The following is a 15,278-nucleotide window of genomic DNA, read 5'->3' as shown; positions in this document are numbered from 1 at the left end:
GGCAGTGCGGTTGCGCGACGCCTGTCCTTTTCACGTCATGCGCACGCGTGCGGCGACGCTCGCAAAGGACCACGCTCACGTGGTCGCTCAGTCAGACGCGGCAAGAGGTAGACAGCTCTCGGGGCTAGCTTCGGCTGCCGCGCTCGGCGCCCGTGACACTCGACGTTGTCCCTGGCAGGTTCCCGCTTGCGGGGCAACTAACGCAACAGCCGTAGCAGGAGCTCCCCCACGATGACGTCCCCCGCTCCGCCGCTGCACCGCATCGCATTTCTCGGCAATCATCCTCCCCGGATCTGTGGCCTCGCCACATTCACGGGTGACTTGCGCAACGCGGTTGCCGGCGCTGTGCCCGATGCTGAATGCTTCGTCCTGGCGATGACAGATGCGTCCGCCACCTATGACTATCCACCAGAAGTCTGGCTTGACATTGCCGCCGACGATGTGCAGGCGTACGTCCGCGCAGCCGAGTTCCTCAACGACGTGAACGCCGACATCCTATGCGTTCAGCATGAGTATGGCATCTTCGGTGATGCAGAAGGTGAGCGGGTGCTTGCCCTCCTTAGGCATACGAGGATGCCGGTGGTCGCAACGCTGCACACAGTGTTGGATCACCCAACACCTTCGCAGTTCCGCGTCATGCAGGGACTCATCCGCCACGCCGACCGGCTCGTGGTGATGACCCGACGGGCTGAGCGGATACTGGGGGAGGTTCACGGCGTTCCGGCGGAGCGCATCACGGTGATCCCGCACGGTATTCCAGAAACGCCCGCCGAGATCGCTCCGGCCGCCCACAAGGCCGAGTTCGGTGCGGCCGGCCGGACGGTTGTGCTCACTTTCGGGTTGCTGTCACCTGGCAAGGGGATCGAGCAGGCAATCCGCGCCATGCCCACGATCGTCGCAAGCCGTCCCGATATCCTGTATCTGGTCCTCGGCGCAACCCATCCCAACATCCTGCGGCGCGACGGCGAAGCCCACCGCGAATCCCTGAAGCGCTTGGCAGCGCAGCTCGGCGTCGCGGACCATGTGCGCTTCCTGGACCGCTTCGTGGATCTGCCGACGCTGACGCGCGCCATCGCGGCGGCAGACATCTACCTCACCCCCTATTTGAACGAGGCGCAGAGCGTTTCGGGCACCCTCGCCTACAGCTTCGGGATGGGCAAGGCGGTGATCTCGACGCCATATTGGCATGCAGCGGAACTGTTGGCAGAGGGCCGCGGCGCCCTGGTTCCATTCGCCGATCCGGAGGCCATCGCTGCAGCCGTGATCGGCCTGCTGGCTGACCCGGACCGGCTGCGCGCCATGCGCGAGACTGCCTACTCGCTGGGCCAGGACATGCGCTGGTCGCGCATCGGCACCCGCTATCGCGACGTATTCGACCAGGCGCGCCGGGATGCGCCTTACCGTCGCAGGGCTGCGCCCCGTACGGCGGCTGCGCTCATGCGTTCTGTCGGGGCTGTGGCGCTGCCGCAGCCGCATGCCTGGGTCCTGTCGCCGCACGGTGACGCGACGCCGCAGGCGAAGCTGACCCACCTCTCGCGGCTTCTAGACCCAACGGGAATCGCGCAGCATGCGACACGCGCGGTCGTGGACCGGGCGTACGGGTACTGCCTCGACGACAATGCCCGTGGGTTGATTCTTGCCACGTTGCTGGAGTCCGATGCCTCGGCGCCGGCTGATCTCTTCGGCGTCACGGCCGCCTTCGTGCAACACGCCTGGGATCCTGGCGCGGAGCGATTCCGCAACTTCATGGCCTATGATCGACGCTGGCTGGAAGCAGTCGGATCCGACGACAGCCATGGTCGCGCCATCTGGGCCTTGGGCACCGTCGCGGCGCGCGCGGAAGACCCGTCACGCCGGGCGTGGGCCTATGGTCTGCTTGAACGCGCAGCGCCGCCGATATTTGCCCTGACCTCCCTGCGCGCCTGGGCCTTTGCGTTGCTTGGCGTGGTTGAGGCCCTGGACGCGCGGCCGGAGGATCTGCGCCTGAAGCGGCTGCGGACGCAGCTTGCGGATCGGCTGTACGACCATCTGCGAGGCAGTCGGCGACCTGGTTGGACATGGTTCGAGGACGTCGTGTCCTACGATAATGCACGCCTGCCGCAGGCCCTCATGGCGGCCGGCCACCAGGCAGGGAAGCCGGCTTGGGTTGCGTCCGCGGTCGAGGCTCTCGCTTGGCTCTGCCGGATCCAGCGCGCCGAGGCCGGTTATTTCCGGCCGATCGGTTCCCAGGGCTTCTGGCGCCGGGATGCCGACCGCGCCGACTTTGATCAACAGCCGCTGGAGGCCTCCGCGGCGGTCGGCGCATGCGTCACGGCCTGGCGCTCCACCGGCGATAGCGACTGGCTGACGGAAGCGCAGCGTGCCCTCGCCTGGTTCCTTGGGGACAACGACCTCAACCAGCCGCTGTACGATGCCGTGACCGGCGGATGCCGCGATGGCTTGCTATGTGACAGGGTGAACGAGAATCAGGGCGCGGAATCGACGCTTGCTTTCCTCATGGCCACGGCAGAATTTCGTGCTGCCCTGGCTGCCGCGTCACCTAGCCTTGCTGACGGCTTCGTGCAGGTGGCAGAGTGACCAACGGTGATGCCGGCCTGGTCAGGCTGCCGATCCTGATCGAACCCGACCCTGCCCGGGTCATCCTGCGTCCGTTTCTCTCTGCCCTTGATCCGCGGGATTTGCATCGGTCGGACCTGCTGCGCGCGACGCGCCTCATCGACCGGATCCTGGAGATGAACGTGGCGGCGGTTGAAGCGGAGCTCGCAACGACGCTGCGCGATTTCGGCGCGCGTCATGCCGACATTGCGATCACCTTCGCCGAACGCTACGCGCAGATTCGCGATCTGCTGGGCCTTGAAGACGACCCGGTCGAGGCAAGACGATTGCTGATCGGCGCCTTCTTCAGCAACGAGTACAGCTTCCAGTCCATCGCGCTGTTCAATCCGTCCATCGTCTCGCATCCGGACCAGGCGGGGCTTGAGGCTGGCGAGCTGCGCTTTGTGATGAGTCTCCGTGCCACCGGCGAGGGCCACATCAGCTCGGTCTGCTTTTGCTCCGGTGTTGTCACAGGGGCAGGCGCGATCCGCCTTGATCCCCCTGGCCGTTTCGCGATGACGCCACGCCGCAGCACCGCGGCACGGCTGGCGGATGCCTATGACGTGACCTTTCCGCCCAGCACGGAACTTGGCGAGCGCGTGATCTTTCCGATCACGCAGCAGCAGCGCAACGGCATCGAGGATGCGCGCCTCGTCCGTTTCGTCGAAGACAATGGCCGCGCCACCTACTTCGCCACCTATACGGCCTATTCCGGGCGGGAGATCGCGCCTGAAATGCTGCGGACCGACGACTTCCGCCGCTTCTCCTTCATACCGCTGCGTGGGGATGCGGTCAGCAACAAGGGCATGGCGCTGTTCCCGCGTCGCATTGGCGGGCGCTATGCGATGCTGGCGCGGTCGGACGGCGAGACACTGCAGATCGTCCGGTCCGACGATCTGCATGTCTGGAACGACGCGACGGAGATCCTCGCCGCTGCGCAACCTTGGGAATTCGTGCAGATCGGCAACTGCGGCAGCCCGATCGAACTACCGGAAGGCTGGCTTGTCATCACCCATGGCGTGGGCCCGATGCGGCGCTACTGCATCGGCGCGGCGCTGCTCGACCTGAACGATCCAAGCCGGATGATAGCGCGGCTACGCGAGCCGATGCTGACGGCGATCAAGGGTGAGCGGGACGGCTATGTGCCGAACGTCGTCTATTCCTGCGGTTCGATGGTTCATGCCGGGCAGCTAATCCTGCCCTATGCGGCGTCGGATACCGCCACACGCTTCGCCGTGATGCCCGTGGCGGCGCTGCTCGACGCGATGGGCTGAGCAGGCTCAGCCCATCACGAGGCACGGGCTCGGACCGGGCCCGGGATGCAGCAGAGCGACGGCCGTACCGGTGATCCATACCGCGTCGCCTGAGGCAGGGACGAAGGCAGCCGTACCCCGCGGCAGCGCGCGACCGTCCAAGGTGACGCCGTCCGCAAGCGCCACCAGGATATGTTCGTGGCCGCCATCCGGCGCAAGCGTGACACCGCCTGCCACGGCAAGCCGCTCCAGCACGAAGCGTGGGCCAACCGTCAGCGTCTGCCGTGCCGCATTCGTCGCCGTGCCGATGACAACGCGGGACCTGCCGAGATCGGCGACCGACAAGGCGTCATCGATCTGTAGCGGGCGCGCCCGGCCATAGTCGTAGAGCCGGTACGTGACATCGATTGGATCCTGCACCTCGAGCAGCACCAGGCCGGCGCCAATCGCGTGCACCGTACCGGCGGGTATCAGGAGAGTCTCGCCGACGCGAACCGCATGCTGGTGCATCAGTGAGAGTACCGTGCCATCGGCCAAGGCCGCGCGAAGCACGCTGGCGGTGACTGGTTCCTCGAAGCCGATCCAAACCTGGGCATCGGATGTTGCTTCCAGTATGTGCCAGGCCTCGTCCTTGCCGGAAGCGAACCTGCCCGACGCATGGGCCGCCGTGTCCGTCGGATGCACCTGCACCGACAGCGACGCCGACGTGAAGAGAAGCTTGGCAAGCAAAACGGGTCCGGTGCGGTCGGCATGGCAGCGTGTGAGATTGTCGCCGAGCGTCCCGCCTGTCTCGATCTCGCAGTTGATGTCGCTCAGCCATGCCTCACCTATGGCCGGGCCGCTGGCCGCAGGGGCCGCTTCAACCCAGAGACCGAGGTCGCGACGGCCCCAGATTCTCTCGACCAGCGTGGGTATGATGCGCAACGCCGTGTGGCTCATGCGTACCCGCATTCTCTTGAGATTGATGGCATTCGAATGAACTGGGGCGCTTCGAACGCGAGAACAAGCACGCCGAGGTGCCGATCGTGCGTCTCACCGCATCCCGGCTGATCGATCGGTCGGAATTGCTTGCCACGCTGGGTACGATCGATGGCCAGAAAGATGGCGGCTGGGCGGAGAAGACGCTCGGTCGCGCTGACGAGGTGAAGCGGCCAGAGCCGAGATTACGTCGCCCAAAGATGCCGGCGATGCGCGATTCCCGCTGAAATGCGAGTGCTGCGGAAGCAAGCGAACTGCTGCTGAAATCGCTTGGCCCTTCGAGCAGCAGATATCATGCTCGGCACGCGTGGAGGCAGGCGACGATGAGCAAACACGTGAAGACACCGAACGCCGAGCGTGTGCCGGACCGCAAGCCTGGGCCGGAGCAGCGCGACGAGTACCTGCGCATCTGGGACGCTGCCAGTGACAACGTCCGAAAGAAGCTGATCTTCTGTTCTCGGGCGGTGGAAATGGACGATGGTCTGGTTCCGCCTGGCACACCGCTGATGATCACCGACCGGGTGTTCTAGCGGCTCAGGGCAGCCCTCGCTTACGCGCGGCCACGGAGAGGGTCGCCGCGCCGAGGTCGAAGGTCGCCGTCGGCGAGATATTCCTGGCCATCACGCGAACCATGTTAATCGACCACGCCGCGGCGTCGAGCTCGATGAAGCGCGTCGACGACGCGAGCGCGGCCTGGGCGATGTCCCCCTGTCGTGCACCAGCGACGGTGACGTCGAGCAGGCTGGTCGCCCCAGGTGCCAGGTTCGGCAGGTCCCATGACACCTCCGCCGCGAACTCCCGCTGCCCGACCGGCAGCGCGGGCGTGCCGCAGAGCAGCGCCGGTGCCGCCTCCGGCAGCCCGTAGAGCCGCAGCGCCTCGACCTCGATCTGCCCGTCAAAGCCGACGATGCCGATCTGCGCGACGGGCCCCGCTGGATCGAGCCACATGTCATGCGATTGCGGTGCTAAGCTCCCCCGTCCCGAGGAGGGGCGAACTCACGGAGGCGACGATGCAAGACGAGCCTGTCTATCGCAGGACTGATCTGGTCGGCAGCTCCAGGCAATCCGTCAGCGATGCCATCGAGACGGCGATTGGGCGCGCGGCGAAGACCCTGCGCCACATTGAGTGGTTCGAAGTCAGCGAGATCCGCGGGCGCGTCCAGGACGGCAAAGTCTCGCAGTACCAGGTCAGCATCAAGGTCGGCTTCCGCGTCGAGGCGTGATGCGTGCCCATTCCGGCGATGCTGTGTCCGATCGATGCGGCGGGGCTCGAACGTGTGCGTGCCCGTCACGCATGCTCGCTCCTCGTGAGTTCATCGCCCATGTCCGTCGAGTATCCGGTCTGACGGGTTCACCCAAGAAAGCACCACAATCGCCGTCAATGAACGGTAGGATGGCCTGACAAAGCGACGCGATCGCAACCGTCCCGCGCCGCGCCGCGCAATCGTATTGGTAATTCGGGCGGCCTGACTGCTTCACCTCTTGCCGGTCCATGTGGAATCATCCTTGCATTGCGGTTGCGCGGGGAGCGCGTGACCGATGGATGGATTCCGCCGAGCATGCCCGAGACGAAGCCTGTCCTGATAGCCGGCGCCGGCCCCGTGGGGCTGGTTGCGGCTGCCTCGCTGGTGCGGGCGGGCATTCCGGTGCTCGTGCTGGAGGCAGGGCCGGTCATCTCGCAGGAGATGCGCGCCTCGACCTTCCACGCGCCGACCCTCGACATGCTCGACGATCTCGGCGCGGCGCAGGGCATGATCCGCCAGGGGCTGATCGGGCCGCGGGTGCAGTACCGCACGCGCGACCACAGCCTGATCGCGGAGTTCGACTTCGGCCTGCTCGCCGACGTGACGCGTCATCCCTACCGGCTGCAATGCGAGCAGTTCAAGCTGACGCGCATTCTGCACGACCTGCTGCAGGGCGAGCCTGGCTACGAGGTACGCTTCGACGCCGAGGTCGCTGACGTCGCCGACCATGGAGACGGGGTGGAGGCGATCCTGGCCGACGGCACGCGCATCACCGGGTCCTGGATGGTCGGCGCGGACGGGGCGCGCAGCGCGGTGCGCAAGGCTGCGAACATCGCTTTCGAGGGCTTCACCTGGCCCGAGCGCTTCCTGGTGCTGTCCACCGATTTCGATTTCGCGACGCTGATCCCTGGCCTCGCCGACGTCTCCTACTACGCCGACCCGGAGGAATGGTTCTTCCTGCTGCGCGTCCCGAGCGTCTGGCGCGCCATGTTCCCGGTCCGCGCGGATGTGCCGGACGAGGTGGTGATGACCGAGGAATTCGGTCGCGCCCGCTTCGCCCGCATCGTCGCCGGGCGCGACGATTATCCGGTGCGGCACCGCACGCTCTACCGCGTGCACCAGCGCGTCGCAGAGACCTTCCGCCGCGGGCGCATCCTGCTTGCCGGCGATGCCGCGCATATCAACAATCCGCTGGGCGGCATGGGCCTCAATGGCGGCGTGCATGACGCGGTGAACCTGACGGAGAAGCTGGTGCGCGTGATCCGCGGGGAGGCGGACGACGCGGTGCTGAACCTCTATGACCGCCAGCGGCGCGGTGTGACGGTCGAGCACGTGCAGCGCCAGACCATCATGAACAAGAAGAATCTCGAGGCCGTGACGCCCGAGGACCAGGCCGATTTCCGGCGCCGCATGGCGGAAGCCGCCTCCGATCCCGCCAAGGCGCATACCCATCTGCTCGGCATGTCCATGATCAACAGCCTGCACCGGGCGGCGGAGATCACCTAGCAACCCCATCCTCAGGAACGGGACATCCGCATGACGAAGCGTGCGCTGCTGATCGGCCTCCTTCTCCTTGCGGGCATCGTCCCCGACGCCCGGGCGCAGGCCTGGCCCGACCGGGCGCTGCGCCTGCTGGTGCCCTTTGCCCCGGGGGGCGTGACCGACAGCGTCGGGCGGCTCAGCGCCGAGTATCTCAGTGCGCGGCTCGGCCAGCCGGTGGCAGTGGAGAATAGGACCGGGGCGGGCGGCGCGATCGCCGTCGAGGCCGTGGCGCGCAGTCGGCCGGATGGCTACACGCTCCTGACGGCAAGCGCGTCCCAGATGGTGATGCTGCCGGCTCTGGCGCGCGTCTCGTACGACGCATCGAGCGACCTCGCGCTGATCTCGATCATCGCGTCGCACCCGCAGGTACTGGCGATCTCATCCCGTCTCGGCGTGACGGACCTGCAGGGTTTCATCGCGCATGTGCGGGCCAATCCGGGGGCGGTGAACTATGCCTCTGGCGGCAACGGATCCTCGAACCACCTCGCCATGGCGCTGCTGCTGCAGCGGGCTGGGGTATCGGCCGTGCACGTGCCCTATCGTGGTGGGGCGCCGGCGATGCAGGCGCTGCTGGCGGGCGACGTGGCGGCGTATTTCGGTAATCCCTCCGACATCATCCCGCACCAGGGCGGTGCGGCGATCCGCGTCGTCGCAATCGCCGGTGGCGACCGCTTGGCGTCGCTTCCTGGCGTCCCGACGGTGGAGGAGCAGGGTTTCCCTGGCTTCCGCGCCGAGACCTGGAACGGAATCGTCGCACCCGCCGGCGTGCCCGACGAGACGATCACCCGGATGGCAGGAATCCTCGCTGGAGCCTGCGCGGACCCGGCCTTCGCGGGGGCGCTCGAGCGGCTGGGCACCGCGCCCGTCTGTTCGAGCCCCGCAGCGTTTCGCGCCACGATGGAGCGCGACGGCCCACTGTGGCGAGACCTCGTGCGCTCGGCTGGGCTGACACTCGATTGAGGCGCCACATCCAGCGTCCAAGCGTCGCCATGAAGTCTTGGCGAGTTGTCATCGCGGAATACTCGACACTTCGCTGCGCGTCGCCGCGGCGACGCGAAACATCCGCTGAGAAAGCAATACCATGATCAACACCTTCGATTGCCTTCGTGGTGCTGCGGAGCGAATGGTCGGAGGCGCGGAGAGCACCGCGCTGCCCCGCTGAGGCCTGATCGCGGGGCTCGGGCTGGTAGCACCCGGATCCTCGGGTGCCGAACCGGAGCCCGACGATGATAAAGCTGTCCGACACCCAGCGCGTGATCCTCAGCCGCGCCGCGCAGCACGAGGCGCAACTCGCCACCCCGCCCGACAAACTGCCCGCCGCCGCGCGGCAGTCCGTCCTGCGCAGCCTGATCGGCAAGGGCCTGCTGGAGGAGGTTCCGGCGCCGCGCGAGGCGGTTGGCCTTGGCTGGCGGCAGGACGAGGATGGCGCCTGGATCGCCCTGCGCATAACTGCGGCGGGGCTGGCGGCGATCGGTGTCGAGGCGGAAGCGGAGACGGCAATCGAGAGCGACAGGGCTGCACCGAGCGACGAGGATCATGGCCCGAACCAGCCGGCTGCGCAGGAAGCGGCCACTTCGCCCACAGCGGCCCAGGAAGACTCGCTGGCGGCGTTTGTGCCCGCGCCGCCCTCGGCCAGCGGCGAGGCGCCGGAGCGCCCTCAGCGCCCGCCTGTGAGTCAGCACGGGCCTATCGGCCGCGCCACCGCCCTGCGCACAGCCGCCGCGACGGTCCTGTCCGCCTGGGACGCTCCGGACCGCGACGGGCTCGACGAGGCGGTGGCGGCCCTGCGCGCGTCCCTGGCAGCCACGCCGCGGGCCGCACGCCCGCCGCGCGATCCGGCCGCCCTCCGCCAGCCCCGCACCGGCACCAAGCAGGAGAGCGTCCTCGCCCTGCTGCGCCGCAACGAGGGAACCACCATCGCCGAGATCATCGACGCCACTGGCTGGCAACCCCACACGGTCCGCGGCTTCCTCGCCGGCCTCAAGCGCCGCGGCATCACGGTCGATGTGCTTGAGCGCGTCCGCCAGGTCGGCCCGAACAAGCAGGGCGCGAGGGGTTCCTACTCGATCTACCGGATCGCAGCGGCGGATGGTCTAGTGACCGCTCCGGCTGAGGCCGGCTGATGCGCCCCAGCGCAAAGGCGCACCGCCTGGCGGTCGGGCTCATCCGGGTCTCGACCGCCGAGCAGGGGCAGAGCGGGCTGGGCCTTGAGGCCCAGCAGGCCAGCATTCGAGCCTTCGTCGCTGCGCAGGGCTGGACGCTGGTGGCGGAGTTTTCCGACATCGCCTCGGGCAAGGACGACCGTCGGCCGGGTTTCCAGGCGGCCCTGGCTCGCTGCCGGCAACTCGACGCGGTGCTGGTGGCGGCCCGCCTCGACCGCATTACACGCCGGGCGCACACGCTGTCGCAGCTGCTGGAGGACGGTATCTCGATCCGGGCGGCCGACATGCCCGGCGCGGACGACCTGATGCTGCGGATCTACGCCGCGATGGCGCAGAAGGAGCGCGAGCTGATCAGCGAGCGGACCCGGGCGGCGCTGGCGGCGGCCAAGGCGCGCGGGAAGGTGTTGGGCGGAGACCGGGGCTACCGACCTGCCGCCGTCCCTTGTGCCGCAGCGGCAGCCCGGGCACGGCGCGAGACTGCGGAGCGGGTCGCGCATCGTCTCATGCTTGAGCTTTGGCGGTTGCGCGCTGAGGGCGTGCTAAGCCAGGCAGCGCTGGCGCGAGCACTGAACGAACGCGGAATGCCGCCCCCGCGCGGCTCGGGACGCTGGACCCACACCACCGTGGCGCGGGTGCTATCAAAAGTCGTCACGTCATCCAGCTGAGCCCCACGCTGTTGATGCGCCTTCCAAACAGGAGGGGCGGGCCCTTCAACTCGCCCCTCCTCAGAACTCAGGCGCGTCCGCGCTGAAATCAGAAGTCCATGCCGCCCATCCCGCCCATCCCAGAGCCGGGCGGGCCGCCTGATGAACCGCTCCGATCCGGACGCTCCGCCACCATCGCCTCGGTGGTGATCAGCAGGGCGGCGACCGATGCTGCTCCTTGCAGAGCGGAGCGGACGACCTTGGTCGGGTCGATGATGCCGGCAGCCACCAGGTCCTTGTACTCGTCGCACTGGGCATCGTAGCCGTACTCGTAGATGTCGGTGCGCAGCACCTCACCGGAGACCACGGCGCCGTCCTGACCAGCGTTCTCGGCGATCTGGCGGAGTGGCGACTGGATCGCGCGGCGCACGATCTCGATGCCCGTCTGCTCGTCCCCGTTAGAACCCTTGAGGCCGGTAAGCTTCGCTGACGCCCGCACCAGCGCGACGCCACCGCCCGGGACGATGCCTTCCTCGACCGCGGCGCGGGTCGCATGCAGCGCGTCGTCGACGCGATCCTTGCGCTCCTTCACCTCGACCTCGGTCGAACCGCCGACGCGGATCACCGCAACGCCGCCCGCGAGCTTCGCCAGACGCTCCTGCAGCTTCTCGCGGTCGTAGTCCGAGGTGGTCTCCTCGATCTGCGCCTTGATCTGGGCAACGCGACCCTGGATGTCGTCCTTCTTGCCGGCGCCGTCGATGATCGTGGTGTTCTCCTTCTCGATCCGCACGGTTTTGGCGCGGCCCAGCATCTCCAGCGTGACGTTCTCGAGCTTGATGCCGAGATCCTCGCTGATCACCTGCCCGCTGGTGAGGATGGCGATGTCCTCGAGCATCGCCTTGCGGCGATCGCCGAAGCCCGGCGCCTTTACCGCGGCGACCTTCAAGCCGCCGCGCAGCTTGTTGACCACCAGGGTAGCCAGCGCCTCGCCCTCGACATCTTCCGCGATGATGAGCAATGGGCGAGCCGACTGAGCCACCGCCTCCAGCAGCGGAAGCATCGTCTGCAGGCCGGACAGCTTCTTCTCGAAGATGAGGATGTAGGGGCTTTCCAGCTCGGCGATCATCTTCTCCGCATTCGTGATGAAGTACGGGGAGGCGTAGCCGCGATCGAACTGCATGCCCTCGACGATATCGAGTTCGGTCTCGACGCTCTTGGCTTCCTCGACCGTGATGACGCCTTCTTTGCCGACCTTCTCCATCGCCTGGGCGATCATCTCGCCGATCTCGGTGTCACCATTGGCGGATACCGCGCCGACCTGCGCGACCTCGGCCGAACTCGAAATCTTCCGGCTGTTCTTCTCAAGATCCGCGACGACCAGAGCGACAGCCTTGTCTATGCCGCGCTTGAGGTCCATCGGGTTCATGCCGGCGGCAACCGCCTTCGCACCCTCGCGCACGATGGCTTGCGCCAGAACGGTGGCCGTCGTGGTGCCATCACCAGCCGTATCGCTGGTTCTTGTCGCGACTTCGCGGACGAGTTGCGCGCCCATATTTTCGAACTTGTCGGAGAGTTCGATTTCCTTGGCGACCGTCACGCCATCCTTGGTGATGCGAGGTGCGCCGAAGCTCTTGTCGAGCAGCACGTTGCGGCCCCTCGGACCCAGCGTCACCTTCACGGCGTCGGCGAGGATGTCCACGCCACGGATCATACGTTCGCGCGCGGAGGCGCCGAACTTCACGTCCTTAGCAGCCATGTGTTTCTACCTCTGAATTTCGTGGTGTCGGGATCGCAGCGAAGCGGCGCCTCAGGCGGCCTTCTTCGCCTCGGCGGTGCCCTCGAGGATGCCCATGATGTCGCTCTCCTTCATGATCAGGAGCTCCTCGCCATCGAGCTTCACCTCGGTGCCCGACCACTTGCCGAACAGGATGCGGTCGCCGGCCTTCACGTCGAGCGGGCGAACCTCGCCCTTCTCGTTGATGGTGCCAGCGCCGACGGCGACGACTTCGCCTTCCTGCGGCTTTTCCTTCGCGGTGTCGGGGATGATGATGCCGCCGCGGGTCTTATCTTCAGCCTCGATGCGGCGAATGAGAACGCGGTCGTGCAGGGGACGAAACTTCATGCGGCCCTCTCCTTGAGCTTCTTGTGGATTGCCCTGGTTCCAAGGGGAGCCGGGGCTGCAATGGCAGCCGCTTGGCACTCTCAGGTGCAGAGTGCCAATCAACTGGGCCTTCCTGATCCAAATGTCCATGATTCATTCGGGTCGTCATGGTGATATTGCGCGGCGACGATCGCGCCACTGGCCGATCTGCCACCGCGTTCGCTGCTGTTCACCACCGACCAACGGTCGTTGCTCGGTGTTGAACAGATGCGATGTGCTGGCGTGGCGGTGGCCTGCTGTCGGCATCGCGGCTGATCATTCCTGCTCGGTGATCGCCCTCGGCGCGTACATCGCGAGCCACTCCTCCTGGCTCGATGGACGCTGCGGCACCCGGATGACGTAGTTCTGCGTCGCCTGCACCGTCGCCTCGATCTCGTGCTTCTCCCGCCAGCCACCCCGCGCCTTCATCCAGAAGATCGCCGCCGCCACGTTGTTCTTCTGCGTCGCCATCGCGAACAGCGCCTTCGCCACCTTGCTGTTTGCCTCCACCTCCGCCTGCTCCAGCTCGTCTCCCAGCCGTGCGGCAAGCTCCGCTTCGTCCATCCGGAGGTACTTCGCGATCTGCCGCCGTGCGACGCCGAGCCCGGCCATCGCCCGCGCCGTGCGCCGCTGGTCCACGCTCAGCGGCACCGACATGGGGTCGGCGTTCGACGCCGGACCAGGATCGCCACCACCAGCGCTGCTCACCGCCCCTCCTTGGCGGCGTCCGCCTCGTCGACGATCTGCACCTCGATGCGCCTGGCCGGCACCCGCCCGCTGCGCGCGATCGCCTCCAGCTGCGCGTCGGTCAGCTGCTCCGGATCGTCGAACACCGGCTTGATCTCGACCTTCTCGCGCCAACCCGCCCGGGCCTTCATCCAGAAGATCGCGGCCGCGACGTTCTTGCCCTGTGTGGCCATTTGGAACAGCGACTGCGCCACCTTGGCGTTGGCCTCCGTCGTCCCGCGGTCGAGTTCCTCGCGGCAGTGCTTGCGCAGGGTCTTGGCGTCGATGCCGAGGAAGGTCGCGATGTCCTCGTGTGGCACCCCGAACCCGGCCATGGTCTTGACCGTCCGCCGCTGCTCGGCGGTGGGTTCATACCGGCGCATGGAAGCCGTTCCCGTCCTCAGGGCCGCCTGTGTGGCCCCCGGGCGCGCCAGCAGGGCCGAGCGCGTCGAACCGCGCCCCGTCCCCCTCCCGCACCGCCGCCTCCCCCGTGAAGGCCTCCCAGCGCGCCACGGCGACGTCGACATAAGCCGGGGAGAGCTCGATGGCGTGGCAGGCCCGCCCGGTCATCTCCGCGGCGATGATGGTGGTGCCCGACCCGGAGAACGGCTCGTAGACCGCCTGGCCAGGCGAGGAGTTGTTCTCGATCGGCCGGCGCATGCATTCGACCGGCTTCTGGGTGCCGTGGACAGTCTCGGCGTCCTCTGACCGCCCAGCGATCTGCCACAGGGTGGTCTGCTTGCGGTCGCCCGACCAATGGCCCTGGCCGCGCACGGCGTACCAGCAGGGCTCGTGTTGCCAATGGTAGTGCCCCCGGCCGAGGACGAGGCGGTCCTTGGCCCAGATGATCTGGGCGCGGATGTCGAAGCCGCAGGCGGTCAGGCTGTCGGCGACCGTGGTGGCGTGCAGGGCGCCGTGCCAGACATAGGCGACCTCGCCGGGGAACAGCGCCCAGGCCTCGCGCCAGTCGGCGCGGTGGTCGTTCTCGACCTTGCCGGTGCGACGGGTGGACCCCAATCCGGCACGGTTCCGCCAGTCCGGATCGTAGTCCACGCCGTAAGGCGGGTCGGTGACCATCAGGCGGGGGCGCACGCCACCCAGCACCGCGGCCACCACCGCCGGGTCGGTGCAGTCGCCGCAGGCCAGGCGATGCCGGCCGAGGATCCAGACGTCGCCCGGTCGGGTGACGGGGTTCTCGGGCAGGGCCGGGATCGCGTCCGGGTCGGTCAGGCCCGCGGTCGGCTCGGCGAGGAAGCTCGCGATCTCGTCGGCGTCGAAGCCGGTCAGGTCCAGGTCAAAGCCGAGGTCCTGCAACTCGGCCAGTTCGAGGCGCAGCAGCTCCTCGTCCCAGCCGGCGTTGAGCGCGAGCTTGTTGTCGGCGAGGACGTAAGCCCGACGCTGCGCCGGCGACAAATGCCCGAGTTCGATCACCGGCACCTCGGCCAGGCCCAGCTTCCGCGCCGCCAACACGCGGCCGTGGCCGGCGATGATGCCGTTCGCACCATCGGTCAGCACCGGGTTGGTAAAGCCGAACTCGCGGATGCTCGCCGCGATCTGCGCGACCTGGTCGTCGCTGTGCGTCCGCGCGTTGCGCGCGTAGGGGATCAGATCCCGTACTCGGACCGTTTTGTAGGCGGGGAAGTTTTGGGACAGCGCGGCGTGCGGTTCAGGCATCTCGAACCCTCCGTTATGGAGTGGCGTCGGGCCCATCGCCGCGACCTCAATTAGATACCGGATCGGGATTCCGCGGCACAATCGACCGCAAATGCGATGCGCTACTCGGCACTACGCTCGGCGCAAAAACCTCGGCCCATCAACCGGCGCGATGTTGCCAATGTTGCTCGCGCGCGCGAGGTACGTGAAGGAATAGCATGAAGGGGAGAGAGTCAGAACGACGCAATGTCTCACGCACGCGAGCAACATTGGCAACATTCGCCGCGCGAGAGGCTCGCGGATATCCGCTTCTCCCTCGGGAACAGCGGAAAGCCTGCGTC

General features: G+C 67.3%; 16 protein-coding genes. 9 read left to right on the top strand and 7 right to left on the bottom strand.

Going from position 1 to position 15,278, the window contains the following annotated elements; genetic code table 11:
- Positions 1 to 231 precede the first annotated feature (231 nt).
- Both GWK15_RS13070 and GWK15_RS13065 read left to right on the top strand, forming a co-directional pair.
- On the top strand, positions 232 to 2,577 hold the full coding sequence (locus tag GWK15_RS13070; RefSeq protein ID WP_168041772.1) for a glycosyltransferase family 4 protein: 2,346 nt from the start codon (positions 232 to 234) through the stop codon (positions 2,575 to 2,577).
- A complete protein-coding gene (locus tag GWK15_RS13065) occupies positions 2,574 to 3,869 on the top strand; it encodes a glycoside hydrolase family 130 protein (RefSeq protein WP_168041771.1) in 1,296 nt (431 codons plus the stop codon). The genes GWK15_RS13070 and GWK15_RS13065 overlap by 4 nt, the downstream gene beginning before the upstream one ends.
- A 6-nt stretch (positions 3,870 to 3,875) precedes the next feature.
- On the opposite strand, the gene GWK15_RS13060 is transcribed toward GWK15_RS13065, so the two are convergent.
- Positions 3,876 to 4,787 (bottom strand): class I mannose-6-phosphate isomerase, encoded by a 912-nt coding sequence (locus tag GWK15_RS13060; protein ID WP_168041770.1) that lies wholly within the window; start codon positions 4,785 to 4,787, stop codon positions 3,876 to 3,878.
- A gap of 77 nt (positions 4,788 to 4,864) precedes the next feature.
- On the opposite strand from GWK15_RS13060, the gene GWK15_RS13055 reads away from it, so the two are divergent.
- Together GWK15_RS13055 and GWK15_RS13050 are read left to right on the top strand one after the other, a co-directional pair.
- Positions 4,865 to 5,053, top strand: a complete 189-nt coding sequence (locus GWK15_RS13055; protein WP_168041769.1) for a hypothetical protein — start codon at positions 4,865 to 4,867, stop codon at positions 5,051 to 5,053.
- A 96-nt stretch (positions 5,054 to 5,149) separates the two neighbouring features.
- Entirely contained in the window at positions 5,150 to 5,356 is a 207-nt protein-coding gene (locus GWK15_RS13050; protein WP_168041768.1) for a hypothetical protein, read from the top strand.
- 4 nt (positions 5,357 to 5,360) lie between these two features.
- On the opposite strand, the gene GWK15_RS13045 is transcribed toward GWK15_RS13050, so the two are convergent.
- The gene (locus GWK15_RS13045) at positions 5,361 to 5,774 is read right to left on the bottom strand and encodes a hypothetical protein (RefSeq protein WP_168041767.1); all 414 of its coding nucleotides are present in this window, start codon (positions 5,772 to 5,774) and stop codon (positions 5,361 to 5,363) included.
- A 62-nt stretch (positions 5,775 to 5,836) separates the two neighbouring features.
- On the opposite strand from GWK15_RS13045, the gene GWK15_RS13040 reads away from it, so the two are divergent.
- From GWK15_RS13040 to GWK15_RS13020, 5 genes are all read left to right on the top strand, one after another.
- Complete coding sequence (locus GWK15_RS13040; protein WP_168041766.1) at positions 5,837 to 6,049, top strand: dodecin; 213 nt, start codon at positions 5,837 to 5,839, stop codon at positions 6,047 to 6,049.
- 336 nt (positions 6,050 to 6,385) lie between these two features.
- The gene (locus GWK15_RS13035; RefSeq protein WP_168041765.1) at positions 6,386 to 7,576 is read left to right on the top strand and encodes an FAD-dependent oxidoreductase; all 1,191 of its coding nucleotides are present in this window, start codon (positions 6,386 to 6,388) and stop codon (positions 7,574 to 7,576) included.
- 30 nt (positions 7,577 to 7,606) lie between these two features.
- Positions 7,607 to 8,572, top strand: coding sequence for a Bug family tripartite tricarboxylate transporter substrate binding protein (locus GWK15_RS13030; protein ID WP_168041764.1), 966 nt, complete (start codon positions 7,607 to 7,609; stop codon positions 8,570 to 8,572).
- A 266-nt stretch (positions 8,573 to 8,838) separates the two neighbouring features.
- On the top strand, positions 8,839 to 9,735 hold the full coding sequence (locus GWK15_RS13025; RefSeq protein ID WP_168041763.1) for a DUF3489 domain-containing protein: 897 nt from the start codon (positions 8,839 to 8,841) through the stop codon (positions 9,733 to 9,735).
- Positions 9,735 to 10,439: a recombinase family protein gene (locus GWK15_RS13020; protein ID WP_168041762.1), complete on the top strand. Its 705-nt coding sequence runs from the start codon at positions 9,735 to 9,737 to the stop codon at positions 10,437 to 10,439. The genes GWK15_RS13025 and GWK15_RS13020 overlap by 1 nt, the downstream gene beginning before the upstream one ends.
- Positions 10,440 to 10,527: 88 nt before the next feature.
- On the opposite strand, the gene groL is transcribed toward GWK15_RS13020, so the two are convergent.
- The 5 genes from groL to GWK15_RS12995 form a co-directional block, all read right to left on the bottom strand.
- Positions 10,528 to 12,174 carry a chaperonin GroEL gene (groL, locus tag GWK15_RS13015; protein WP_168041761.1) on the bottom strand — a complete coding sequence of 549 codons (1,647 nt, stop codon included), beginning with the start codon at positions 12,172 to 12,174 and terminating at the stop codon, positions 10,528 to 10,530.
- 51 nt (positions 12,175 to 12,225) lie between these two features.
- Complete coding sequence (groES, locus tag GWK15_RS13010; protein WP_168041760.1) at positions 12,226 to 12,540, bottom strand: co-chaperone GroES; 315 nt, start codon at positions 12,538 to 12,540, stop codon at positions 12,226 to 12,228.
- 294 nt (positions 12,541 to 12,834) lie between these two features.
- Positions 12,835 to 13,266: a hypothetical protein gene (locus tag GWK15_RS13005; RefSeq protein ID WP_168041759.1), complete on the bottom strand. Its 432-nt coding sequence runs from the start codon at positions 13,264 to 13,266 to the stop codon at positions 12,835 to 12,837.
- A complete protein-coding gene (locus tag GWK15_RS13000) occupies positions 13,263 to 13,667 on the bottom strand; it encodes an SAM domain-containing protein (protein WP_168041758.1) in 405 nt (134 codons plus the stop codon). The genes GWK15_RS13005 and GWK15_RS13000 overlap by 4 nt, the downstream gene beginning before the upstream one ends.
- On the bottom strand, positions 13,654 to 14,958 hold the full coding sequence (locus GWK15_RS12995) for a site-specific DNA-methyltransferase (RefSeq protein WP_168041757.1): 1,305 nt from the start codon (positions 14,956 to 14,958) through the stop codon (positions 13,654 to 13,656). Before GWK15_RS12995 ends, GWK15_RS13000 begins: the two co-directional genes overlap by 14 nt.
- Positions 14,959 to 15,278: the final 320 nt, after the last annotated feature.

This window comes from Neoroseomonas oryzicola (assembly GCF_012163135.1).
GTDB lineage: Bacteria > Pseudomonadota > Alphaproteobacteria > Acetobacterales > Acetobacteraceae > Neoroseomonas > Neoroseomonas oryzicola.
The sequence above is the reverse complement of the archived record's forward strand: the minus strand, read 5'-3'. Positions and strand labels throughout refer to the sequence as shown.